The sequence below is a fragment of the Actinopolyspora xinjiangensis genome, assembly GCF_900104475.1.
In the GTDB taxonomy this organism is placed as follows: Bacteria; Actinomycetota; Actinomycetes; order Mycobacteriales; family Pseudonocardiaceae; genus Actinopolyspora; species Actinopolyspora xinjiangensis.
In genome coordinates this window covers 552,914-576,154 of sequence record NZ_FNJR01000001.1, presented here as the reverse complement: position 1 = coordinate 576,154, position 23,241 = coordinate 552,914, and the positions used below count along the sequence as shown (strand labels likewise).

20 protein-coding genes are annotated in these 23,241 nt (G+C 69.7%); 9 read left to right on the top strand and 11 right to left on the bottom strand.

Features of this window, described 5'->3' with window-relative positions:
• Positions 1-104: 104 nt before the first annotated feature.
• The 5 genes from BLQ75_RS02670 to BLQ75_RS02650 all read right to left on the bottom strand — a co-directional run bounded on the left by BLQ75_RS02670 (position 105) and on the right by BLQ75_RS02650 (position 5,116).
• Positions 105-776, bottom strand: coding sequence for a class I SAM-dependent methyltransferase (locus BLQ75_RS02670; protein WP_092597061.1), 672 nt, complete (start codon positions 774-776; stop codon positions 105-107).
• 112 nt (positions 777-888) lie between these two features.
• The gene (locus BLQ75_RS02665) at positions 889-1,758 is read right to left on the bottom strand and encodes an HhH-GPD family protein (RefSeq protein ID WP_425286431.1); all 870 of its coding nucleotides are present in this window, start codon (positions 1,756-1,758) and stop codon (positions 889-891) included.
• A 463-nt stretch (positions 1,759-2,221) separates the two neighbouring features.
• Positions 2,222-2,719, bottom strand: coding sequence for a beta-class carbonic anhydrase (locus BLQ75_RS02660; RefSeq protein WP_092597055.1), 498 nt, complete (start codon positions 2,717-2,719; stop codon positions 2,222-2,224).
• Between the two features lie 138 nt (positions 2,720-2,857).
• Positions 2,858-4,231 (bottom strand): DNA repair protein RadA, encoded by a 1,374-nt coding sequence (gene radA / locus BLQ75_RS02655; RefSeq protein WP_092597052.1) that lies wholly within the window; start codon positions 4,229-4,231, stop codon positions 2,858-2,860.
• Positions 4,232-4,315: 84 nt separating this feature from the next.
• A complete protein-coding gene (locus BLQ75_RS02650) occupies positions 4,316-5,116 on the bottom strand; it encodes a copper chaperone PCu(A)C (RefSeq protein ID WP_170837279.1) in 801 nt (266 codons plus the stop codon).
• Positions 5,117-5,381: 265 nt separating this feature from the next.
• Between BLQ75_RS02650 and BLQ75_RS02645 the strand changes: the two genes are divergently transcribed.
• From BLQ75_RS02645 to BLQ75_RS02615, 7 genes are all read left to right on the top strand, one after another.
• Positions 5,382-5,870: a CarD family transcriptional regulator gene (locus tag BLQ75_RS02645; RefSeq protein ID WP_043576289.1), complete on the top strand. Its 489-nt coding sequence runs from the start codon at positions 5,382-5,384 to the stop codon at positions 5,868-5,870.
• Between the two features lie 13 nt (positions 5,871-5,883).
• Positions 5,884-6,657, top strand: coding sequence for a 2-C-methyl-D-erythritol 4-phosphate cytidylyltransferase (gene ispD, locus BLQ75_RS02640; RefSeq protein ID WP_092597047.1), 774 nt, complete (start codon positions 5,884-5,886; stop codon positions 6,655-6,657).
• Positions 6,654-7,127: a 2-C-methyl-D-erythritol 2,4-cyclodiphosphate synthase gene (gene ispF, locus BLQ75_RS02635; RefSeq protein WP_092597044.1), complete on the top strand. Its 474-nt coding sequence runs from the start codon at positions 6,654-6,656 to the stop codon at positions 7,125-7,127. The genes ispD and ispF overlap by 4 nt, the downstream gene beginning before the upstream one ends.
• Before the next feature lie 461 nt (positions 7,128-7,588).
• Positions 7,589-8,278 (top strand): HAD family hydrolase, encoded by a 690-nt coding sequence (locus tag BLQ75_RS02630; protein WP_092597336.1) that lies wholly within the window; start codon positions 7,589-7,591, stop codon positions 8,276-8,278.
• Between the two features lie 48 nt (positions 8,279-8,326).
• Positions 8,327-9,724, top strand: a complete 1,398-nt coding sequence (gene cysS, locus BLQ75_RS02625) for a cysteine--tRNA ligase (RefSeq protein WP_092597041.1) — start codon at positions 8,327-8,329, stop codon at positions 9,722-9,724.
• 3 nt (positions 9,725-9,727) lie between these two features.
• A complete protein-coding gene (gene rlmB / locus BLQ75_RS02620; protein ID WP_092597038.1) occupies positions 9,728-10,687 on the top strand; it encodes a 23S rRNA (guanosine(2251)-2'-O)-methyltransferase RlmB in 960 nt (319 codons plus the stop codon).
• 293 nt (positions 10,688-10,980) lie between these two features.
• Positions 10,981-12,414 carry an MBOAT family O-acyltransferase gene (locus BLQ75_RS02615; RefSeq protein WP_092597035.1) on the top strand — a complete coding sequence of 478 codons (1,434 nt, stop codon included), beginning with the start codon at positions 10,981-10,983 and terminating at the stop codon, positions 12,412-12,414.
• A 592-nt stretch (positions 12,415-13,006) separates the two neighbouring features.
• Here BLQ75_RS02615 and BLQ75_RS02605 read toward each other — a convergent pair.
• Complete coding sequence (locus tag BLQ75_RS02605) at positions 13,007-13,531, bottom strand: hypothetical protein (protein WP_139182890.1); 525 nt, start codon at positions 13,529-13,531, stop codon at positions 13,007-13,009.
• A 768-nt stretch (positions 13,532-14,299) separates the two neighbouring features.
• On the opposite strand from BLQ75_RS02605, the gene BLQ75_RS02595 reads away from it, so the two are divergent.
• Complete coding sequence (locus BLQ75_RS02595; protein ID WP_244515190.1) at positions 14,300-15,631, top strand: alginate O-acetyltransferase AlgX-related protein; 1,332 nt, start codon at positions 14,300-14,302, stop codon at positions 15,629-15,631.
• A gap of 271 nt (positions 15,632-15,902) precedes the next feature.
• Here BLQ75_RS02595 and BLQ75_RS02590 read toward each other — a convergent pair whose 3' ends face one another.
• The 4 genes from BLQ75_RS02590 to BLQ75_RS02575 all read right to left on the bottom strand — a co-directional run bounded on the left by BLQ75_RS02590 (position 15,903) and on the right by BLQ75_RS02575 (position 20,136).
• Positions 15,903-16,787 carry a metal ABC transporter permease gene (locus BLQ75_RS02590; RefSeq protein WP_092597023.1) on the bottom strand — a complete coding sequence of 295 codons (885 nt, stop codon included), beginning with the start codon at positions 16,785-16,787 and terminating at the stop codon, positions 15,903-15,905.
• Positions 16,784-17,647: a metal ABC transporter ATP-binding protein gene (locus tag BLQ75_RS02585; RefSeq protein ID WP_092597330.1), complete on the bottom strand. Its 864-nt coding sequence runs from the start codon at positions 17,645-17,647 to the stop codon at positions 16,784-16,786. The genes BLQ75_RS02590 and BLQ75_RS02585 overlap by 4 nt, the downstream gene beginning before the upstream one ends.
• A 26-nt stretch (positions 17,648-17,673) precedes the next feature.
• Positions 17,674-18,699 carry a metal ABC transporter solute-binding protein, Zn/Mn family gene (locus BLQ75_RS02580; RefSeq protein ID WP_092597020.1) on the bottom strand — a complete coding sequence of 342 codons (1,026 nt, stop codon included), beginning with the start codon at positions 18,697-18,699 and terminating at the stop codon, positions 17,674-17,676.
• Positions 18,700-19,032: 333 nt separating this feature from the next.
• Positions 19,033-20,136, bottom strand: coding sequence for an ABC transporter ATP-binding protein (locus tag BLQ75_RS02575; protein ID WP_092597018.1), 1,104 nt, complete (start codon positions 20,134-20,136; stop codon positions 19,033-19,035).
• A 276-nt stretch (positions 20,137-20,412) separates the two neighbouring features.
• Between BLQ75_RS02575 and BLQ75_RS02570 the strand changes: the two genes are divergently transcribed.
• Positions 20,413-21,516: a LacI family DNA-binding transcriptional regulator gene (locus BLQ75_RS02570; RefSeq protein ID WP_092597015.1), complete on the top strand. Its 1,104-nt coding sequence runs from the start codon at positions 20,413-20,415 to the stop codon at positions 21,514-21,516.
• A 101-nt stretch (positions 21,517-21,617) separates the two neighbouring features.
• Here the strand turns inward: BLQ75_RS02570 and BLQ75_RS02565 are convergent, their stop codons facing one another.
• Entirely contained in the window at positions 21,618-23,228 is a 1,611-nt protein-coding gene (locus BLQ75_RS02565) for an FUSC family protein (protein ID WP_244515189.1), read from the bottom strand.
• Positions 23,229-23,241 lie beyond the last annotated feature (13 nt).

Sequence of the window (23,241 nt, the reverse complement as noted above, 5' to 3'; positions counted from 1 at the left end):
CCAACGTGGACCCCAGCGCGATCCTCGGCAACTCGAGATCCGCCGGATCACGTCCGCGAACCGGTTGTCCAAGGTGTCGTTCGGCCGCGAGGTGCCGGGGGCGTTCACCGGCCGGTGGCGTGGACCGGTTTCCGTGCGAGTAGGAAGGCCTGCCTGGTGTCCTCCGGGAACTCGCCGTGCTCGTCGGGTTCGCGCAGCAGCCGGGCGCGCGGTTCCAGGCCAGCGTTGCTCAGCAGTTCGGCGACTCGTTCCGGCCGCCGTCGGTGGAAGTCGAGCGAGACCTCGTGGCCTCCGGCCTCGGTTCGGTGCTTGACCCGGTCGCCCACCTGGAAGCCGAGCTGGACGTGTCCGCCCGGAGCCAGTACCCGGTGGAACTCGGCGAAGACGTCCGGCAGGTGCTCGTCGGGGACGTGGATGATCGAGTACCAGGCGATGATGCCGCCGAGTTCACCGTCGGCGTGGTCCAGCGCCAGCATCGATCCCTCGGTGAAGCGCAGTGTCGGGTACATCCGTCGTGCCGCCGCGACCATTCCCGGGGACAGGTCCATGCCCGATGCGGGCAGCCCGAGATCGGCCAGGTACGCCGTCACTCGGCCGGGGCCGCATCCGACGTCGAGCACCGCACCGCCCGTGCTCCGCACGACTTCGGCGAACCCGTCGAGCATCGCGCGGTCCAGCGGTTTGGCGGCCAGTTCACCGCGGATCCACTCCGTGTAGGTTTCGGCCGCCGCGTCGTAGGACCACCGGGTGCGCCGTACGAAGTCGAGTTCGGTCATGCCGGGGATCGTAGTGCGTGAGGATCCGAGGGGAGCCGGGCGACCAGATCGCCCCCCGGTTCGGTGCCTGAGGGATCGTCGCGCCGTCACCGGGGAGCCGGGGGTAGCCGAGCTACTCCTCACCCGGCAGGCCGAACCTGCCGTCCTCGGTCTGCTCCATCAACCCGTCCACCAGCAGCGAGTCCAGCGCCCGGTCGCGCTGGGCCGCGTCGTGCCACACCGCGTCCAGCTCGGGGCGCCCCACCGGTCCTTCCGAACGGCGCAGCACGTCCAGCAGCAGCCCCCGCACCTGGCGGTCGGTACCGGCGAAACGCTGCACCTTCTTCGGCGGCCCCGCGTAGGCGGGCCGTCCGGCGTGCTGCCAGGCGCAGTCCGCGACCACGGGACAGATCTCGCAGCCGGGCGACCTCACGGTGCACACGGTCTGACCGAGCTCCATCAACGCCGCCGACAGCCGCGAGGCCGTCCGGTCGTCCTCGGGCAGCAGAGCGTCGACGTCGGCCAGGTCCCGGTTGGGCGAGGGGTTGCCCGCATCGCCCTCCCCGTGCACGGCGCGGGCGACGACCCGGCGCACGTTGGTGTCCACCACGGGGGCCCGCCTGCCGTAGGCGAAGGCGGCCACGGCACGTGCCGTATACGTTCCCACCCCGGGCAGGGCGAGCAGGGTGTCCACGTCGGAGGGAACCGTGTCGTCGTGCTCCGAAGCGATGACGCTCGCCGCCTCGTGCAGCCGCATCGCGCGGCGCGGGTACCCCAGTTTGCCCCAGGCGCGCAGCACCTCCGCCTGGCTCGCCCCGGCGAGGTCGGAGGGCTTGGGCCAGCGCTCCATCCACTCCAGCCAGATCGGCACGACCCGGGCGACCGGGGTCTGCTGCAGCATCGTCTCGCTGACCAGCACGCCCCAGCCGTCCACGCCGGGACCGCGCCACGGCAGGTCGCGTGCCTCGGCGGCGAACCACTCGATCAGCGCGTCGGTGTCGATCGAGGTGGCTTTCCCGGTGGCCGTGGCCTTCGTGGCGGATCCGGCCGCCTGCGCGTTCTGATTAGTCATGGCCCCTCGATAGTGCCACGAGGCCGAACGCCCCCTGGCCGTGCCTCGGGAGCCGCGGAGCCTCGCCATAGCCGCGCGGCGCCGAATCGCCGTCGACCACCATGCGGCAGGGGAGCGGCCACCACGCGGTGGGAACCCCGTCGATTTCTCGCGAAATCGCCTTCTCGCGAAATCGCCGCGCCCTCGGTGCCCCGAAGCCGAGCTCCCAGCACTTCCGCGAGCCGAACCCCGACCACTCTCGTGACAGGTGCCGCCGCGGGGTCTCCCGTGCGGCTCTCGCGAGGAAGGCCCGACGTGGCGTAGGTGCCCATTCGATGTCGGGCCTGGCCGCAGCGAGAGCCGTGCCAGAGGTTCCGCCAAGCGACCACCTACGCCACCCACTCCGGCCCCCGGTTCAGGAGGCGGTGTCGACCTCGCGCAGCTCGTCGGTGTCGATGTCGTGCACGAAGGCCCGCACACTGGTGGTCTCGGTCAGGAAGGGGCTGTTGAGCACCCGCCGGACGGACTGGCGCAGGTCCCGCTCGGTGTCGGTGAAGGTCTCCACCGACCAGCTCGGCCGCTGCCCGGTCTCGTCCTCCAGCTCCTGCTTGAAGTCGGCCTCGGCGAACGTTCCCATCCCGCAGCGGGTGTGGTGCATCAGCATAACCTCGGTGGTGCCGAGCTTGCGCTGGCTCACCGACAGCGAGCGGAGCACGTCGTCGGTGACGATCCCGCCCGCGTTGCGCAGCACGTGGACCTCCCCGGACCTCAACCCCAGCGTGCGCACCGGGTCGATCCGGCAGTCCATGCAGGTGACCACCGCCGTGCGCAGCTCGGGGGCACCGGGCACCTGGCCGTCCCACTTCTCCTCGTGCTCGCTGTTGCGCCGCAGCAGTTCGTCGGTCGCGGTCATCGGGCAGCTCCTCGAACCAGTGACACCGACCTCGCGGGTCGGTTGTGCGGGAAGTCGTCGCCGCGTACACGCACACGGACTCCGGCCGAGCATACCCGCGGAGATCATCGGTGTCCGCGAGCACGTCGGCGGAGCCGGTCAGCCCCGCAGCGCGCGCAGCGCACCCCGGAGGTCGCTCACCTCCACGGCTCTGATCTCCGCGGGCGCTCGCCCGCTGTCCGGCGGAACCAGGGCGTACTCGAATCCCAGCCTCGCGGCCTCGGCGAGTCGGCGACCGACCGCGTTGACCCGGCGCACCTCACCGGCGAGCCCCACCTCGCCGACCGCGATCGTGTTCGCCCGCGGCGGCACGTCCAGCTTCGCGGAGGCCACCGCCAACGCGACCGGCAGGTCGACGGCGGGCTCGGTGATCTTCATGCCCCCGACGGTGGCCGCGTAGACGTCCTGGTCGCCGGTCTTGATGTTGCCGCGCTTGTCGAGCACGGCGAGCATCATCGAGACCCGGGCCGAGTCCAGCCCGCTGACCGCTCTGCGCGGCATGCTCATCTGGGTGGGGCTGACCAGCGCCTGCACCTCGGCGAGCAGCGGACGCTTGCCCTCCACGACCACCGTCACGGCGGTCCCCGGCACCGGGCTCTGCTGCCCGTTGACGAACAGGCCGGACGGATCGGGCACTTCCGCGATCCCGTCGTCACCCTGCTCGAAGCACCCGACCTCGTCGGCGGGGCCGAAGCGGTTCTTGACCCCGCGCAGCATCCGCAGCGTGGAGTGCTCGTCCCCCTCGAACTGCAACACCACGTCCACCAGGTGTTCCAACACCCGCGGCCCGGCCACCGCGCCGTCCTTGGTGACGTGCCCCACCAGTATCACCGGCAGACCGCGTTCCTTGGCCAGCGCCACCAGCGCGGTGGTCACCGCACGGACCTGGGTGACCCCGCCGGGTGTTCCCTCCGCCTCCGCGGATTGCACCGTCTGGATCGAGTCGACGATCAACAGCCCCGGTCGCAACCGCTCCACCTGGCCGACCACGGCGGCGAGGTCGCTCTCCGCACCGAGGTAGAGCTCCTCGTGCAGCGAGTCGGTGCGTTCGGCACGCAACCTCACCTGGCCCGCCGACTCCTCACCGGTTACGTACAGCGAGCGCCCGCCGGAGCCACCCGCAGCCCACCGGTAGGCGGTCTCCAGCAGAAGTGTGGACTTCCCCACTCCCGGCTCGCCGGCCAGCAGCACCACGGCGCCCGGCACGATGCCGCCGCCCAGCACCCGGTCGAGTTCGCCGATTCCGGTGGCGACCGCCCGCGCGGACTCCAGGTCGACCTCGGCGATCGGGCGAGCAGGGGAACCCGGGTCGGAACTGCCGACTTTGGACAGTGCGGCCGGCTGGGCCGCCGCTTCCTCCAACGTGCCCCACCGGGAGCACTCCGGACACTGGCCGACCCACTTCGTAACCGTGCGGCCACATTCGGTGCAGCGGTATCCGGCCCTGCCGGTGCGTGCGTTCTTGGTAGCCACGCGGGCAGGCTATCCGGTGGTCACGACACGAGCGGGGCGGCCCGTCGCGTGAGTACGCGTGGCGGGCCGCCCCGACGCGGAAGTTCAGTTCCCGGCGGACTCGCCGGTCTCGTCGTCCTGCCCGGACTCGTTCGAATCGCTCGAGGAGTTCCCGGACCGGTCGGAGTCACCGGACTCCGAGGAGTGGTCGCCCGACTCGCCGGATTCGCCGGAGCCGTGCGAGCTGTCGGACTCGCCCGAGCCGCTCGACTCGTCGGACCCACCGGAGTGGTCGGACTCGCCGTCGGTGCCGGTGCCGCCGCCACCGTGCGGGCTGCCGTACTCCGGCCGGGGCTCGGGGCTGCGCCCGATCGGGACCTGCAGGGTCACCGACCCCGCCTCGGCGAAGGTGAACTCGACCGGGATCGTCGTTCCGGGGCGAATGCCCTGGGTGAGCCCTTCGAGGGTGATCCGCACCGTCTCGCGCTCGTCGTCGCTGGTGGCCTCGACGGCGGTGACCCCGGTCCGGTCCGCGGCGTCCGACACCGCGTACAACCGGGTGCCCGAGGGAATCCGCTGGGTTCCGCTGACCTCGACCGATCGTGCGTAGCTACTGCTGACACCGACCAGCTTGTCCTGCTGCTCGCCGCTGTTGATCAGAACGGTCTCGACCGGCGCGTTCGACCCCTCGGGGTAGACCGACTCCCCTCCGGGGTAGCTCAGGGTCGCGTTCCGGACGGCCATCGTGTTCGCGTCGCCGCTGGCTCCGTAGATCGCGGCGACCTGTTGTGAGGTCTCGGCCTGCTGGCCGGTGGCGCAGCCGGAGAGCGCGGCGACGGCGCCCAGGCCGACGAGCGCGGGTACCAACCGCTGGCGAACTGCCTTGCTGTGCTGTGGGCGGCTCACGGATGCAGCGTCCTTCCTGCTTGCCGGACAACCGGACATGAGCCTAAACCGTTGTCGTGGACGATGTTGGCCGCACCCCGGCGGACTGTGCCGTTTCTCCCGTTCGTGTTGCCCACGTTCGGTGAGAAAACAGGTCCTCATGCACGTCGGGCGGCGGGTTGTCAACCCCCCGATCGTCTTCTGACCTGCAACGAAGATGTCGAGCCCGTCGAAGTGGCGTTGCTGACCATGCTAGACTGGACACAGCGAAAGGGGCAGAGGACACATGGTTTTCAAGGTCGGAGAGACCGTCGTCTACCCGCGTCACGGCGCTGCGCTGATCGAGGCAGTCGAGACACGTGTAATCAAGGGCGAAGAAAAACAGTACCTCGTACTGCGGGTCGAAAAAGACAACCTGACCGTTCGTCTTCCCGCTGAGAACGCCGAACACGTCGGGGTGCGGGACGTCGTCGGCCAGGAGGGTCTCGACCACGTTTTCGATGTGCTGCGTTCTGATCATACCGAGGAGCCCACCAACTGGTCACGTCGGTACAAGGCGAACGTCGAGAAGCTCGCCTCCGGTGACGTGAACAAGGTGGCCGAAGTGGTGCGTGATCTCTGGCGTCGTGAACAGGATCGCGGGCTGTCCGCCGGTGAGAAGCGGATGCTGATGAAGGCCCGGCAGATCCTGGTCAGCGAGTTGGCGCTGGCGGAGGGCACCGACGAGGGCAAGGCCGAGAGCCTGCTGGACGAAGTCCTGGCGACGACGGTCTGACGATCCGAGCGGTGTGGACGCTGTAGCGCTTGTTCCGGCTGCCGGACGGGGAGTCCGCCTCGGGGCCGGTGTTCCGAAGGCACTGGTTCGGGTGCGGGGACGATCCCTGCTGTCACGTGCCGTGCGCGGCTTGCTGGACTCGGGAAGTGTGAGCCGTGTCGTCGTGGCCGCTCCGGCCGACCAGCTCGGCCCGATGACTCGTGAGGTGCACGAGTTCGGCGACCGTGTGCACGTCGTTCCCGGGGGTGGGGAGCGTACCGACTCCGTCCGGGCCGCGTTGGAGGCGGCGGACCGATTGGTGTCCTCGCTCGGGACCGTGCTGGTGCACGACGCGGCGCGCGCGTTCACGCCGGCACGGGTGATCCGTGACGTGGTGGCCGCGGTCGAGCACGGTGCGTGCGCGGTGGTGCCGACTCTGCCCGTGGCGGACACGGTCAAGCGGATCGACTCCGAGGGCGTGGTGGCCGAGACCGTGGACCGGTCGCTGCTTCGTACGGTGCAGACCCCGCAGGGATTCACCGCCGAGGTGCTGCGAGAGGCATACGGCGCGGCCGAGGACGCGGCCACCGACGACGCCGGTCTGGTGGAGCGCATGGGCTATCCGGTCAGGACGGTCGAGGGCGACACCCACGCCCTGAAGGTGACCAGTTCCTTCGACCTGGCCGTCGCCGAAGCGGTACTGGCCGCCGAACCGACCTCGGCGGCAGAGCTGTCCGCCGCCCGGCCGGACGTTCCCGTGCGTCCCCCTGAGGAGGCGGATTCCGGAAGGAACGGTGACGTTTCGTGAGCGGCGAACGCCCCCGCGTGGGCCAGGGGATCGACGTGCACCCGGTCGTCGCGGGCAGGCAGTGCTGGATGGCCGGGCTGCGCTGGCCGGACCACGACGGGTGCTCCGGGCACTCCGACGGTGACGTCGCCTGTCACGCCCTCTGCGACGCGGTGCTCTCCGCAGCGGGAATGGGGGATCTGGGGTCGGTGTTCGGAACCGACGACCAGCGGTGGTCCGGCGCACACGGAGTGGATTTCCTCAGGCACGTGCGCGGCCTGCTCACCGAAGAGGGGCTCCGGCTCGGCAACGCCTCGGTGCAGGTGATCGGCAACGCACCCCGGATCGGCTCGCGCAGGGCGGAGGCGAGCGCCGTCCTCGGTGAGGCGCTCGGCGGTGAGGTGTCGGTTTCCGGCACCACCAGTGACGGGCTCGGGCTCACCGGACGAGGTGAAGGGATCGCCGCCATCGCCACCGCTTTGGTCTTCTGAGCGGTCCCCTTGCGTAGCTGGTTGGGTAGCCGGCACGTGAGTCGGCGCCTTGCGGCGTTGGGCCGACTCTTGAGTAGCGACCTACGCGGCGAGCGGCCCGGCCTTGCAATGCATCCGACTCACGCACCGGGGACGCACGCGCTGCGTCGCTCATGGTCGCTTCCCGACGGCAGCCCCCCGGGGGCGTCAATTTCTCGCGAAATCGCCGGGCCATCGACGCAGGCCGCACTCCGACCACCCTCGCAGTCGGCACCGCCGCGGGTTCTCCGGTGCGGCTCTCGCGAGGACGCCGGAGACGTTGTGTAGGTCGCTACCCGATGTCGCCGGACCCGCAGCGAGAGCCGTGCCAGAGGTTCCGCCAACCACACCGCCAGGCAACCCGAGCCGCCGACCGAACGAAAGTGGTGATGTTCACCGCATCGGGGGGACGCCGTGGTGTCACTCCCGAGTACCTTGGTTCCGTGACCGTGCGCGCAGTGCTTTTCGACTTCTCCGGCACCCTGTTCCGGCTGGAGCAGGACGAGTCCTGGCTGGCCGGGGTGACCGACGAGTCCGGGAAGCAGTGGGACCTGGAGGCCCAGACCGAGCTGATGCGGCGGATGACCGCCCCCACGGGGCAGGTGGTCAAGCTGCCGCAGGAGTACCAGCGGGCCTGGGAGGAACGGGACCTCTACCCGGAACAGCACCGCAAGATCTATCTGGAAGTGCTGCGCAGCTCCGGCCTCACCGATCCGGTGCAGGCAGAGGCGCTCTACTCGCGGCTGATCGACCCGGACTGCTGGACTCCTTATCCCGACGCGGCGCGCGTCGTTCGTCAGTTGCACGAAGCGGGGATCCGTACCGCCGTCATCAGCAACATCGCCTTCGACATCCGTCCCGCCCTGGACCGCGTCGGCATCGGTGACCTCTTCGACGAGGTGCTGATGTCCTACGTCGAGGGTGTGATCAAGCCGGACCCGAAGCTGTTCCTGCGCGCCTGTGAGCGACTGGACGTGGCACCGGAACAGGCGCTGATGATCGGCGACAGCGTCGAGGCCGACGGGGCGGCCACCGAGGTCGGTTGCCACTTCGCCCGAGTGGAGCCGTCCCCCACCGCTGAGCGGCCGGACGCGCTGCTGCGCGCGGTCGCCGATCATGGCGTGTCGCTGTGAACCCACCGGACCTGTGATCCGCGTTGGGCTTGCCCGTACCATCACGGTGTGAGCCTGTACCTTCATGACACCGCGAGCCGTGCCACACGCGAGTTCCAGCCACGCCAGGAGGGCGTGGCCACGTTGTACCTGTGTGGGGCCACGGTTCAGGGGCTGCCGCACGTCGGTCACGTGCGCAGCGGGCTCAACTTCGACGTGCTGCGACGGTGGCTGAGCCACACCGGCTACGAGGTGCGGTTGGTGCGCAACGTCACCGACATCGACGACAAGATCCTGGCCAAGGCGGCCGAGGCCGGCCGTCCCTGGTGGGAGTGGGCCGCGACGCACGAGCGGGCCTTCGAGGAGGCCTACGACCGTCTCGGCTGCCTGCCACCTTCCGCGACCCCGAGGGCGACCGGTCACATCACGCAGATGGTCGAGCTGATCCAGCGGCTCGTCGACCGGGATCACGCCTACGCCGCCGACGGGGACGTCTACTTCTCGGTTCCCTCGTTCGTCGAGTCGTACGGCAGGTTGTCCGGGCAGCGTCCGGAGGAGATGCAGCAGGCCGAGGAGGCCGTCCCGGCGGGCAAGCGCGATCCGAGGGACTTCACGCTGTGGAAGTCGGCCAAACCGGGTGAACCGAGCTGGCCCTCCCCCTGGGGACGGGGCCGTCCTGGATGGCACCTGGAGTGCTCGGCGATGTCGACCCACTACCTGGGTGAGGAGTTCGACATCCACGGCGGTGGGTTGGATCTGGTGTTCCCGCACCACGAGAACGAGCTGGCGCAGTCCAACGCCGCGGGCGACGGATTCGCCCGCTACTGGCTGCACAACTCGTGGGTGACCGCCAGCGGCGAGAAGATGTCGAAGTCCCTGGGTAACACGCTCGGCATATCCGCGCTGCTGCAGCGGGTCCGCCCCGTGGAGCTGCGGTACTATCTGGTGGTGCCGCACTACCGGTCCACGGTGGAGTTCTCCGACGAGGGGCTCGACGAGGCGGTCGCCACGTTCCGCAGGATCGAGTCGTTCCTGCACCGGGTGGTGCAGCGCACCGGGGAGGTGGAACCCTCCGAGGTGACCGCCGAGTTCGCCGCCGCCATGAACGACGACCTCGGTACGCCGCAGGCCATCGCGGCCGTGCACAACGTGGTCCGCGAGGCCAACGCCGCCCTGGACTCCGGTGCGGACGAGTCGGCGCGCGAGGGGGCTGCCCGGGTTCGCGCGATGCTCGGTGTCTTCGGACTCGACCCGCTGGCACCGCACTGGCGCGCGCGGGACGGTGCCTCCGATGCCGAGCACCGAGCCCTGGCGGCGCTCGTCGACGATCTGCTCGAACAGCGTGGTCAGGCGCGTGCCGACCGCGATTTCGCCACCGCCGACGCGGTCCGGGACCGGTTGCACGCCTGCGGTATCGCCGTCGAGGACACCCCTGACGGGCCGATGTGGACTTTGAAGGACGGATAGCTCGTGGCGGGAAACGACAAGCGCAGGGGCGCGGTACGCAAGTCGGGCACCAAGAAGGGCATGGTCGTCGGTTCCGGCGGCCAGCGCCGCAAAGCCCTTGAGGGCAAGAAGCCGACCCCCAAGGCCGAGAACAGGTTTAACCACCCGGCCAAACGCAAGGCCGACGCCCAGAAGCAGGCGCAGCAACAGCGGGACAAGCGCCGCAGGGAGGCCGAGAACCAGGGTGAGCTCGTGGCGGGCCGCAACCCCGTGCTCGAATGCGTGCGGGCGGGGGTCCCCACCACCGCGTTGTACGCGGCCGAGGGCATCGACACCGACGATCGGGTGACCGAAGCGGTTCGGCTCGCGGCCGACCAGGGGATCTCGGTGGTCGAGGTGCCGCGCACCGAGCTGGACCGGATGACCTCGGGCGCGGTTCACCAGGGACTGGCGCTGCGCATTCCGCCCTACCAGTACTCCGAGCCTGACGACCTGCTCACCGCGGCTCGCGACTCGGGGCTGCCGCCGCTGCTGGTGGCGGTGGACGGGGTGACCGATCCCCGCAACCTGGGTGCGGTGGTGCGTTCGGCGGCGGCGTTCGGCGCGCACGGGGTGCTGCTGCCGCAGCGGCGCAGCGCCGGGATGACCGCGGTGGCCTGGCGTTCCAGCGCGGGCACGGCCGCGCGCATCCCGCTGGCCAGGGCGACCAACCTCAACCGCACGTTGAAGAGCCTCAGGTCCGAGGGGTTGATGGTCGTCGGGCTGGACGCCGACGCCGACATCACCTCCGACGAGCTGGAGCTGGCGACCGAACCGCTGGTGCTCGTGGTCGGTTCCGAGGGGCGCGGGTTGGCCAGGTTGACCAAGCAGTACTGCGACCAGACGGTTTCGATCCCGATGAGCCCCGGCGTCGAGTCGTTGAACGCCTCGGTGGCCGCCGGGGTGGCGTTGTCCGAGATCGCGCGGCGGCGCAGGCTGAGCTGACCTTTCGGTTCCGGCCGCTCTCGACTCTCTCGGCCACGGCGGGTCCCTCTCGGTCGTGCTCGTCCGGTGCGTTCCCCGACCGTTCGGGGCCGGTCCTGGAGATACGAGTCGGCGGTGGGGTCGCCGTGCCGCTGTTCGGAAGGCCCGTCGTGAGGGCGCGACCAACGGTTGTGCCGCTCGTCTCACCGGCGGATGATCCGGTTCCGCGCCCACTCCCGAGGTGGCTCGGATAGAGTCCGGTGGACAGCAAGGTGGGAGCAGCGTGCTCCACGCCGCCCCGAGCTCGGACACCCATGTCGTTCGCAACTCCGCTTTTCCTGTGGTACTTCCTGCCCGCGGTGCTGCTCGCCGTGTTGCTGGCTCCGCGTGCCTGGCGCAACGCGGTCGTGGCCGTGGCCAGCCTGGTCTTCTACGCCAGCGGCGCGGGCGGTACCACGATGCTGCTGCTGGTCTGCATCGTGGTCAACTTCTTCGTGGGCAGGAACCTGGAGCCCGACGAGTGGCGGCTGGACGGCAACCGTCGCGGGGTCTTGCTCACCGCCGCCGTGGTGTTCGACCTGGCGGTGCTGGGGGTGTGGAAGTACGCGGGCTTCGCCAGTGAGCAGGCGGCGGTGCTGGCCGGGTGGTTCGGCGGTCACCTGCCGACCTTCGAGCTGGTGCTGCCCATCGGCATCTCGTTCTACACGTTCCACCACATCTCCTACGTGGTCGACATCTACCGGGGGGAACGTCCCGCCCTGCGCGACCCGGTGGCCTTCGTGGCCTACATCGCGATGTTCCCCCAGCTGGTGGCCGGTCCGATCGTGCGCTACCGCGAGATCGCCGACCAGCTGCCGCAGCGCCGCACGCACCGGCTCGACGACATGGCGGCGGGCTTCCCCCGCTTCGCCTGGGGGCTGACGAAGAAGGTGGTGGTCGCCGACAGCCTCGCCCCGCTGGCCGACGCCTGCTTCGCCACCTCCGGCTCGAAGATGACCTTCGCGGTCGCCTGGCTGGGAGCGATCGTCTACACGCTGCAGCTCTACTTCGACTTCTCCGGCTACTCGGACATGGCGATCGGGCTGGGGAGGATGCTCGGTTTCCGGCTGCCCGAGAACTTCGCGCGGCCGTACTCCTCGGTGACCGTGACGGAGTTCTGGCAGCGCTGGCACATGTCGCTGTCGCGCTGGTTCCGCGACTACGTCTACATCCCGCTCGGGGGGAACCGGCGGGGAACGTCGCGCACCTACCGGAACCTGGCGATCGTCTTCGTGCTGACGGGGTTCTGGCACGGTGCGGCCTGGACCTATCTCGTCTGGGGACTGTTCCACGGCGCGTTGCTGGTGATCGAGCGGGCCAGCGGGAGCTACCGGAGCCCGACGGGTAGCGGGGCACGCGCGGCCCGGCGAGCGCTGACGATGCTGTTGGTCGTACTCGGCTGGGTGGTGTTCCGGGCGCGGGACCTGGGGAAGGCGGGCACGATGCTCGGCCACATGCTGGTTCCCGATCTCGGCGGGCTGCCTGCCGTGGTAGAAGCGGCGCTGACCAACCAGCGCACGCTCATCCTGCTGGTCGCTGTGGTGGTGCTGCTGCTGCCCGCGGGCGCCGCGACCGGCACCTACATCGAGTCGGCCCGTTCTCGCGCGGCCACCGGCGTCCGGATCGGTGTGATGACGGCGGGTGCCGTCTACTCCGGACTGCTGGTGGCGGCGGGCTCGTTCAGCCCGTTTCTGTACTACCAGTTCTGAGCGATGCTCTCCGGCAGCAAGCCGCCGTCTTGCGAAGTCGACCCCGTACACGGGGACGTCCTGGCATTCTCCGGGGTTGGTAAGAGGAGCGTAACCAGGTGCTTTCGAGGTGGGCCATTACAGCGCGGCTTACCGGTGGCGTGAGGTCCGGTCTTCGGGGTATTCGACACCGGCGATCACGTTGAGTTCCCACTCGTCGGTCCTGACCGAACTTCCGGTGGGAACACAGCTGCCTCGGGGGCACAGGACGCGCCGCTGGAATCCGCTGTGGATCGAGTGGCCGACGTCCTCCCCGACGAGGACGCCGGCCACGAGGTGAACCGGTCCTCGTGGGAAGTCTCCGACCTGTTCGCGGTGCTCGGTCTTGAGCTGGTCGGGGTTGCGGCGGACAACAACTTCCGCACTTCCCGGAAAGCCCGGCCTGACGTCGCTTCTTCGCGTGGCGAGCCGAAGCCGACGTGCCTCGCCGTGCTCGCGGCGAGGCAACGGCCCGTTCGATCACGAGTGCCCGCCGGTTCGCCGTGGCATCGGTTCGGCGTTCAGCGAGCACGTTGGTTGGTCGTATCCCATCCCGGAGCAGGGCGCGGTGTTGTCAGTCGCTGAACCAGCGTCCCTGTTCAGGGGAGCACTCCGTTTTTCCGAAGGTCGGATTCAGGCACAACTGGAACGCCACCTTCTTGGGAGGGTTGTTGGCCTCTTTTTGGCTCGTGTGGTCGTACCACTTACCGTGGTCGTAGTGGTGCACGGGGTCTTTGCGAAGTTGGCGGCAGGGGATGTCGGCGGCCTTCTCCCAATTTTGTTCCAGGACGTTCTTCCATTCGACCTTCACCCAGACTTCGGCGTCAGCCCAACTGCAATCGCCCCACAGGGTGCCTTCGATCCGCATCTTCGCGGTGCCGTTCTCATGCCACCCGTCGGCGTAGGGATGAACCCCGGTCCAAATGCGGTTGTTGCCCTTCTGGACACCGGCGGCGTCGAAGTAGACCCTCTTCTTCTCGGGGGCCGCGGCCACCTCGCCAGCTTGGTCCGGCGCGGCCAATGCCGGGCTCGACGCCGCTACCAGGGCCGGTCCCAGGACGAGGGCGGTCAACAGCCGCCGAGCGGTCAAGGATCTCATCTTGACACTTTCCTCCTCGCGATCACGTCGTGTGGAACCGAGCAACTGCCGTCGGTTGCCGAACGGAATGGTTGATTCCCGGTGGGAAAACTCCTCGGTCCCAGGAAACCAAGGGATTCGCGGGAATGCACCGCGACTTCGGTGAAGCCATCCATGCGGGGGTTATCGATCACTCGGTCGTGCCAGGGATCGAGAATATTCCTCGACTTTGTCGTTGGGCTGTTCGTTGCCCGTTCGTGTGGTTCTTCGTCGAACCTCGCCTTGGACCCGGGACGATTCCGCGCGGTCGAACCAGTCACGTCGGAGTTCCCGCAGGGGGTTCCCGGTCGGACCGGCGGGACGGAGCCACAGCTCGTCGTTCTCGGTCCCGAACGCGAGGTCCGGCCAAGGGGCTACCCGTCGGTGTGGCCGCATGTGTTCGCGAGGCGTGGGCGGTCCGATGGAACTCGGCCGGAAACCACTGTGCGGCACGTCGAACACCGCCCCTCCACCGGCCATCCCAGGCGGCCCGAAAGCTCCTCGTGAGTGTCGGCTGGCCGGAGTCCGGCCAGCCGTTTCCCACCGGCACGGCGGTGGGCAGCAGTGCTTCGTGCTCCGGGTCGAACTCGAGCCCGAACACGCCGCCGGAGCGCGAGGAGTTCGGCCCGGCTCGGTCCCGCTGCCGCACGGCTCTCCGGCCGCCGACCTACGCGGAGCCTGTCGGTGGCCGAGCGGGTTTTCACCTCGGTCCGCCCCCGGAACCGCTCGGTCACTCGTTACGGTGGGAACGTGTCCGGCAAGCAGTCCAGCGCTCCTCGCGCGGCCGATCGCGACGACAGACCCGACGGCCCGACCGAGCTGCCTCCCGTGCACGAGGCATGGCTGCCCCGGGAGCACCCGCTGCACCGGCCTCGTCACGGCGCCAAGCAGTACGTCGCGCTGGTCTGCGCCTTTCTGTTCTTCGCCGCTCCGGTGCTGGCCTGGACGCTCGGCGCCCGCGCGAAACCGCTGGAGAACCGGCCACTCGCATCTTTTCCGAGCATCACCGAGGGGTGGGGGTTCTTCACCGGGTTGAACGACTGGGCCGGCGACCGCCTGGCGTTTCGTCCCCAGGCCGTCCACGCCGTGGAGGGAATCAGTGAGGGCGTGTTCGGAGAGCCCGCGCCCCACGGCTCCGAACCTGGGGGAGCTCCCGTCGGCGGCGGTGGAGGCGACGGCGAGCGGCCTCCGTCGACGCCGGACCCCGCGCTGTTTCCCGACGTAATCCGGGGTGAGGACGGCTGGCTGTTCCTGGGGCACGACATGTCCTACAAGTGCCTGCCCGACATGGAGCTCGACAGGATCATCACCGGACTGCGCCGCTGGCGTTCGGTGGTGGAGGCCTCCGGCCGCGAGTTCAGGTTGGTCATCGCACCCGACAAGTCCACCGTGTACTCCGAGCACATGCCCGACGAGTACGTCGGACGTGACTGCATGCGCCGGTTGCGCTCGGAGTTCTGGCAGCGGGTTCCCGAAGCCACCGGAGCGATCGACATGCGCCCCACCCTGCGCGAGCTCGATCGGCGCCGGGACGAGCCGGTGTTCACCAAGGTCGACACCCACTGGCGACACGTCGGTGGGTTGGCGATGGTCCGGCGGTTGGCGGAGTCGCTGGAACCCGGGGTGACGGACACCTGGAAGGTGGAACCGGGCAGAACCTACCAGCACCGCGCCGACATTCCCGCGTTGATCGGCAAGGACCGGAAGTGGACCGTGCGGTCCTACTCGCTGGCACCGGACGGCGGGGCCGACAACACCCGGTTCCTCGGTAGCGACTTCCACGAACCGCTGCGCCTGGAGTCGCGGGCCAGGCCCGGGATGATCGACGAGCCCACCAGGATGATCGCGGACTCGTTCACCCAGTTCGCCAGTCCCTACCTGGCCGCGTCGTTCTCCGACATCACCATCGCGCACCCGAACAACGTGCTCTCCGATCCCGAGGAGGCCGGGCGCATGCTCGCCGAGGGCGAGGTGGTCACCTTCGAGTTCTCCGAACGCTTCCTGGCAGGCGGCAGGTACGCGATGCTGGCCCCGGACATGGCCGAACGGGTCGGCCGGATCCTAAAGCGCAACCCGGTATGAGGGCTGTGTCGGCTCGCCCCGCGTGGCGGTGCCGGTGGCGGAACCTCGCGCACGGCTCTCGCTTCGCCGAGGCCCGACATCGGGTAGGTACCGCACGACGTCGGGCCTTCCTCGTGAGAGCCGCACGCGAGAACCCGCGGCGGTGCCGACGGCGAGAGTGCGGGCGTCGAAGTCGAAGCGGCGCGTCGATTTCTCGGGTGGTTTCAGGGGGCGGGCGGTGACCGGGCGCGCGAGATCGATCGCACGAGCGAGTTCCGCCCCAAGCTCCGGGTCACACCGCGACGGCGGAGCTGCCCCTGGTCAACCGCTTCACGCGCAGGCCACCCACCACGCGGCACACCAGGTAGATGCCGAACGAGATCGCCGTGACGAACGCGCTCACCGGAACTCCCGGGGCCAGCGAGAGCAGGATTCCGCCGACCGCCGCGAGCTCCGCGAATACCACCGACAGCACCGTGGCCTTCACCGGGCTGGCCGTCACCCGCACGGCGGCGGCTCCCGGGGTCACCATCAGCGCCATGACCAGCAGCGCGCCCACCACGTGCACCCCGAGCGCGGTGGCGACCCCGACAAGCAGCGCGAACACCGGCGTCAGCAGTCCGATCGGCACGCCCCTGGCCGCCGCAACCTCCGAGTCGAGGCTGGCGAACAGCAGCGGGCGGTACAGCAGAGCGGTGACCAGCAGCACCACCACCGCGGCCACCCCGAGCAGCGTGACGTCGGCGGAGCTGACCCCGACGATCTGTCCGACGAGCAGCGTGAACTTGTTCGCCGCGCGTTCGGGGTTCATCCACAGCAGCAGCACCCCGAGCCCCAGCCCGAAGGAGAGCACGGCTCCGATGACCGAGTCGCGCTCGTGCTCCCGTTGTCCCAACAGGCCCAGCAGCAGCGCGGCCACCACCGCTCCCGCCAGTGCCCCGATCGTCACCCCCACACCGACCAGCAGCGCGGCGGCTGCCCCGGTGAAGGCGAGCTCTGCGGTGCCGTGCACCGCGAAGGACATCCTCCTGGTGACCACGAGGGGGGCGAGTACGCCGGAGACGAGTCCCAGCGCCGCCGCCGCGAGCAGGGCCTGCTGCACGAAGGGGTAGCCGAGCAGCTCTCCGGTGAGCCCGAAATCGAATATCCTGCTCAGCGCTTCGAGCAGCCGGTTCATTCCGCTTCTCCCTCGTGCACGTGGTGGTCGTGTTCGCTCTCGGCTCCGGCCACGACCAGTCGGCCGCCGACGCGGGCCACCTCGACCTCGGTTCCGTACAGTTCGGACAGCGTCGCCGAGTTCATCACCTCGTCCGGGGTTCCGATCCGGAAACCGCCGTTGACCAGGTAGAGGACTCGGTCCACCAGCGGTAGCACCGGGTTGATCTCGTGGGTCACGAAGAGCGTCGCCGCGCCGCTGGCCCTGGTCCGTCGGGCGATCAGCTCGCTGACCCGGTGCTGGTGCGAGGGGTCCAGCGACAGCAGCGGCTCGTCGCACAGCAGCACGCTCGGCTCGGAGACGAGGGCCTGTGCGATCCGCAGCCGTTGCTGTTCCCCGCCGGAGAGCAGCCCGACCGGTGTTCTGGCGTAGTCCGTGGCGTCGACGGCGCGCAGCGCCTCGCGTACCCGGCGCGCCCGTTCGGCGCGCCGCCGCAGTCCGATGCCCCAGCGGTGCCCGTCCAGGCCGAGCCCTACCAGGTCGTTGCCGCGCAGCGTGGAGCTGTTCCGCAGCGAGCGTTGCTGCGGGACGTAGCCGATCCGGTCGTTGCCCCGGTGGGCGGGCTCGCCCGCGATGTGCACGTGTCCCGTGCTCAGCGGCGTGAGTCCCAGCAGCACGCGCAGCAGGCTGGTCTTGCCCGCGCCGTTGGGGCCGAGCACGGCGAGGAACTCGCCGGGGGAGACGTCGAGGTCCAGTCCCCGCCACAGCTCACGCGTGCCGTAGGTGAGTCCGGCGTTCCGCAGCCGAACGGCGGGCGGCCGTTCGGGAGGTGTGGTGGTTTCGTCGGTTCTGACCTGGCCGCCGGATCGTTCGGACGGCACGGCCGGTGACTGGGGGTGCTGCACTGTTACCGCCCTTCGCTGCCCGAGGTGTCCGTTTCCAGCGCGGTGCGCAGCGCGGAGACCCGGCCGGAGAGCCACTCCGCGTACGGCCGGTCGCCGGGCAGCGTCTCCGGCATGGCGACCACGGGGATGCCGTTGTTCCGGGCGCGCTCGGTGACTCGCTCGGTCAGCGGTGAGGCGGTCTGGGGATTGTCGATCAGGGCGGCGGGGCGGCCGGAGTCGACGAGTTCCTGCAGTTCCGCCACGGTGGCCGCCGCCGGGTCGTTGCCCGCTTCCACGGAGCGCACGAACGAGGAGGGTGTGATGTCGGTCAGCCCCGCGTCGTCCAGCAGGTGATCGGCCACCGGAGCGGTGGTCATCACTTCGGTGCCGTGGTGGGCCTCTCGCAGCTCGGTGATGTTCCGTTGGATTCCGTCGAGCGTGTCGCCGAACTCGGTGGCGGAGCGCTGGAACTCCCGCGACCTGTCCGGGCTGATCTCGCCGAGCCGGTCCGCGATGCGGTCGGCGACCAGCTGGACGGTGTGCGGGTCGTACCAGACGTGCTCGTTGCCGGAATGGTGGTGGCCGTGTCCGGATCCCTCGTGCTGGTGGGGTTCGGCGGTGGCGGAGCCCTCGTCGGTCCCGTCCGACTCGGCCACTTTCACCGCTTCGACGTCGGGTGGGGCGCTGTCGCTGTCGGCGAGCAGCTGGCCGGCGAAGGAGTCATAGCCGCCGCCGTTGTGGACGACGAGGTCGGCGTTGTCGAGCCGTGCCGCGTCGCGCGGGGTGCTCTCGTAGGAGTGGGGGTCGGCCTCGTCGCCGTCGATGATGGCTTCGACCTCGGCGTCCTCGCCCGCCACGGCTCGCGCGACCGAGGCCCACATGTCGGTGGACGCCACGACGGTGAGCTTGCCGTCCTCCGAGGTGTCGCCGGGTCCGCCGCAGGCGGTCAGCAGCAGGGCGGTGGCCGCCAGTCCGGCTAACGCGGTGACTCCGCCCGGGCGAGGGGATCGCCCGGTGTGCCCAGGGTGACAACTACGCGGTGTGTTCACGGGGACTCCTGCTTGCCGGATCGTGCCAACTGACTCGACCGCTAATGGAAATCATTGTCAATTGGAGTCTACGCGCCGTCGCAAGACGGCTTCCACCCTGTACCCGTTCGAATGATGTGAGTACGAAGACACGTGCCGGTTTCCCGTTCGGGGATGTCCGGGGCGCCGGAACCGGTCGCCAGCCGCATCGTCGTGGTCACGCCGTGCGGGCGCCGCGTCGAGTTCTCGCGGGATCGCCCTCGCTCCGGCGGGGCGGTGCCGAACCACCCTCGCGGTCGGCACCGCCGCGGCAGGCCCCGACGAGCGGGTGTCGGTGAATCGCGCCGGTGGCGTCTACGACGCGGTCAGTCGACTGCCCGTCCGGGGGTCGAACAGGTGCAGCTCCTCCGGGTCGCGCGCCACCACCGAGACGCGGTCCCCCAGCTTCGGCGGCTCGCGGCCGTCGGTGCGCACCACCAGCCGGGAGGCGGACTCGGCGGCCGTCGGGCGGGTGTGCACCAGTGCGTCGGCCCCCAGCTCCTCCACGAGCTCGACGGTGAGTTCGGCGCCGTCCTCGCCGGGGGAGGTCAGTCGCAACGACTCCGGTCGCATCCCGACCGTCACCTCGTCCAGCCCGCGCTCGGAGGCGACCGAGAGCGTCTCACGGGGTAACGGGACGGTGTGCCCGTCGAGGACCGCGCCGCGCTCGGTGAGTCGTGCCGTGCGCAGGTTCATGGCGGGGGAGCCGATGAAACCTGCCACGAAGGAGTTGGCGGGGCGCTCGTAGAGCTCGCGCGGTGTGTCGACCTGCTGCAGCCGCCCCTCGGCGAGTACGGCGACCCGGTGTCCCATCGTCATCGCCTCGACCTGGTCGTGGGTCACGTAAACCGTCGTGGTGCCGAGCCGCCGCTGCAGCGCGGCGATGTTGGCCCGCGTCTCCACACGCAGTTTCGCGTCCAGGTTGGACAGCGGTTCGTCCATGAGGAAGACGCTCGGGTCGCGCACGATGGCTCTTCCCATCGCGACGCGCTGGCGCTGCCCGCCGGACAGTTCTCGTGGCTTGCGGTCGAGGTACTCGCTCAGGTCGAGCATCTCGGCCGCCTGGGCGACCTTCTCCCGGATGGTGTCCTTGCGCTCCTTGCGGAGCCGCAGCGCGAAGCCCATGTTCTCGGCCACCGTCATGTGCGGGTAGAGGGCGTAGGACTGGAAGACCATCGCGATGTCGCGCGACTTGGGCGGGACGTGCGTGACCTCGCGCCCGCCGATGCGGATGGCGCCCTCGTCGATGTCCTCCAGCCCCGCGATCATCCGCAGCGCCGTGGACTTGCCCGACCCCGAGGGTCCGACGAGCACCAGGAACTCGCCGTCGCCGATTTCCAGGTCGAGCTCGTCGACCGCGCGGACCGGGTTCGTTCCGGGGAAAACGCGTGAAGCGCTGATGTATGCGACCTCGGCCATGTGTGACACACCTTTCACCGAAGGATTGGTCTGGACAAATTATCCTTCGAGTGATCGCACCGCCACCCCCGAATGTCGGAGAGAATTCGTTTCTCCTGATTCGGTCGCGGTGCCCCTTTCGGCTGCTCGACGGTGGGAAGCTCGCCGCGTGAGCGGAGGGACGGCACCGCCGAACGGACTCCCCGCCGGGGGATAAGGGAAAACTTCGTCAAAATGGTTGTGGGATCTGCGTCATCAAAGCTTCACCCAGACCTACTGAACCGTTACGGTTCCCGCATGGTGCGGTCTACGAATTCGAGGCGACCCGCGACACTGGCGTCGCTCGCCGCGGAACTCGGCGTTTCCCGGACTACGGTATCCAACGCCTACAACCGTCCCGACCAGCTTTCCCCGGAACTGCGTAAACGCGTACTCGACACCGCCCGCAGGCTGGGCTATCCCGGTCCGGACCCGGTGGCGCGCTCGCTGCGCACCCGCAAGGCGGGAGCGGTCGGACTGTTGCTGACCGAGAATCTGTCCTACGCGTTCCGCGACCCAGCGGCGGTCGGTTTCCTCGAAGGACTCGCGTTGGCCTGTGAGGACGCCGATCACGGGTTGCTGCTGATCCCGGCCAACCCGGAGCACGAGGACGTGGCCTCCGTGCACAGCGCCGGGGTGGACGGTTTCGTGGTCTACTCCGTTCCCGACGACGATCCGCATCTGGCCGCCGTCATGGAGCGCCCGGTTCCGACGGTGATCTGCGACCAGCCCAGCCTGTCCGACATCGACCGGGTCGGCATCGACGACGGGGCGGCCATCAAAGACCTGGCCAGGCACCTCATCGAGCTCGGTCACCGCAAGATCGGGGTCGTGTGCATGCGGTTGGCCCGGCTGCGCAACGACGGCCCCGCCTCCCCGGAGCGGCAGTCCAGGGCGAACTTCCACGTGCAGCGTGCCAGACTCACGGCGCTGTCCGAGGCCTTCGCCGAGATAGGCGTGGACTGGGAACAGGTGCCGGTCATCGAGCGCTTCGACCACACCACGGAATCGGGCGGTTCCGCGGCCGCCCAGCTGATGGAGCTGGACCCGGAGATCACCGCGATCATCTGCACGTCCGACATCCTGGCTCTGGGTGCGCTCTCCGAGGTCAGGAGGCAGGGCAGACGGGTGCCGCAGGACATCACCATCACCGGTTTCGACGGGATCGACGACGCCGAGCGGGTCGGGCTGACCACCGTGCGGCAGCCCGTGCTGGAGAAGGGCAGGGCAGCGGGGAGGCTGCTGTTGGACGCCGCTGAGTCGAGCGGCAAGCCCCGCGAGGTGCTGCTGGAGACCCAACTGGTCACCGGATCGACGGCGGGGTCACCCCGCTCGGTGGAGGAGCGCTGGTTCGGTCCGTGACGGTTCCACCGCACCGGGCCGGGCGGGTTCGTGACTCCTCGGGGGCGGTCCTCTCGGCCGCCCCGCTCCGCGAATGGTGGCTTGAGAGGTCGGACGGCGGTTCAGTTCCGGGGCTGGCCGAGGAGACCGCCGGTGTCCAGCAGCTTGTAGGCGCTCCGTGAGACCGCCAGCAGCTCTTCGGTGGGCAGCTGGGACTCCGGGACCTCGCCCGCGGCCGTCTCGTAGGCGTCGTGCAGTTCGATCAGCGCTTTGCGCAGCCGTTCGGGATCGGTTCGCGGCGACTCGGTCAGTTCCCGCACCCGCGCGAGCGATCCCCGCAGTCTGGCCAGCCACGCACCGTGCGGGGAGAGCCAGGCCACCAGGACGGCCACCGCCGCGCCGAGCAGGGTCGCCCAGAGCCTGCTGCTGGCCAGTTGTGTGGGGGTGTCCGGGGTCATGAGCCCGCTCACCAGCAACGCCACCGGCGTGGCGAACAGCAGACCGAACGCGTAGTTGACGGTCACGGTCAGCTCGGCCGCCCACTGCAGCGCTGCCAGCAGCAGGATGAGCACCCACACGGCGGGGTGCGTGGACAGCAGCGCCAGGCCGATCAGTACTCCTCCCAGTGTCCCCGCGACACGTTGCAGCATCCGGGGAACGGAACGGGAGGTGCTGGTCGCCTGCAGCACCGAGACCGCCGAGACCCCGGCCCAGTAGACGTGCCCGATGCTGAGCAGGTCGGCGAGCAGGCCCGCCAGCAGTGCGGCGATGCCCACCCGCGCCGCGAACGGCCAGAGCCAGCTGCCGGAGCCCCTGCCCGGTCGCACCGCGGCCAGCAGCACCCCTCGGATCGTGTGCCAACGGGAGGGTGGCAGCGCCGGTACGGCGGCCGACTCCTGGCGAGCGTAGCCGGGGGAGCCCGGTGACGTGCCCGCGCGGATACTGCCGGCCGTCTCGCGCAGCGAGCGGACGGTCTCGCTCGCCGCACGTCCGGAGGCCCCCAGCACCTCGCAGATCTCGGCGGTCTGGATCAGTTCCCGGTGCTCCTCGGTGTCGCGTTGCCGCCTTCCCACCAGGGCGAGGCGGGTCCAGGCGATCTCCACAGCCACCGCCGACCGGTGCCTGGCCAGCACGTCGGAGCGGTCCGAGAGGTAGGCGGCCGTGGCCTCCAGGGCGGCTGCCACCGCCCTGCGCTGCGGGCGCAGCCCGGCGAACACCGCTCCGGTGACGCACACGCTCCAGGCGAACGCCCCGCTGACGGCGCAGACGGCCAGCTGCGGTGCCACGTCGGCGGGGGCGATGGTGAGGTTCGCGCAGGCCCCGGTGGCGAACGAGAAGATCAGCCCGCCGGGGGCTCCCAGTTTGACGGCGGTGGTGGCGGCGGTGGCCAGTGCGCCGACCGCGGCGGTGCCGGTGATCACCAGCAGTCGGTGCTGCCAGGGCGCCACGTCGGCCAGGGCGATCGCGTCGCCCACCCCCACGGCGACCACCATTCCCGCCGCGACCGCCGCCAGCGAGCGGGTCTGGTCGCGGTACGGCTCGCTGCGGCAGTAGACACTGGTCAGCGCGCCGAACACCGCTCCGGCCACCAGGTCCAGCCGGTCGAGCCACAGCAGCACCAGCAGGGGGGTCAGGACGGAGAGGAAAGCCCGCATCGCGGGCCAAACGATCGGACCATGCCGGTTCAGGTGAACGGTTTCACGGAGATGACGTGCCAGTATCGTCGAGGACACGTTCTATCGTAAT

What these genes read in the sequence shown, in the direction of transcription:
- BLQ75_RS02605 (WP_139182890.1), bottom strand. Translation starts at nt 13,531, where the DNA reads ATGAGATCCTTGACCGCTCGGCGGCTGTTGACCGCCCTCGTCCTGGGA.
- BLQ75_RS02645 (WP_043576289.1), top strand. Translation starts at nt 5,382, where the DNA reads ATGGTTTTCAAGGTCGGAGAGACCGTCGTCTACCCGCGTCACGGCGCT.
- BLQ75_RS02670 (WP_092597061.1), bottom strand. Translation starts at nt 776, where the DNA reads ATGACCGAACTCGACTTCGTACGGCGCACCCGGTGGTCCTACGACGCG.
- BLQ75_RS02590 (WP_092597023.1), bottom strand. Translation starts at nt 16,787, where the DNA reads ATGAACCGGCTGCTCGAAGCGCTGAGCAGGATATTCGATTTCGGGCTC.
- BLQ75_RS02575 (WP_092597018.1), bottom strand. Translation starts at nt 20,136, where the DNA reads ATGGCCGAGGTCGCATACATCAGCGCTTCACGCGTTTTCCCCGGAACG.
- BLQ75_RS02615 (WP_092597035.1), top strand. Translation starts at nt 10,981, where the DNA reads ATGTCGTTCGCAACTCCGCTTTTCCTGTGGTACTTCCTGCCCGCGGTG.
- BLQ75_RS02660 (WP_092597055.1), bottom strand. Translation starts at nt 2,719, where the DNA reads ATGACCGCGACCGACGAACTGCTGCGGCGCAACAGCGAGCACGAGGAG.
- BLQ75_RS02570 (WP_092597015.1), top strand. Translation starts at nt 20,413, where the DNA reads ATGGTGCGGTCTACGAATTCGAGGCGACCCGCGACACTGGCGTCGCTC.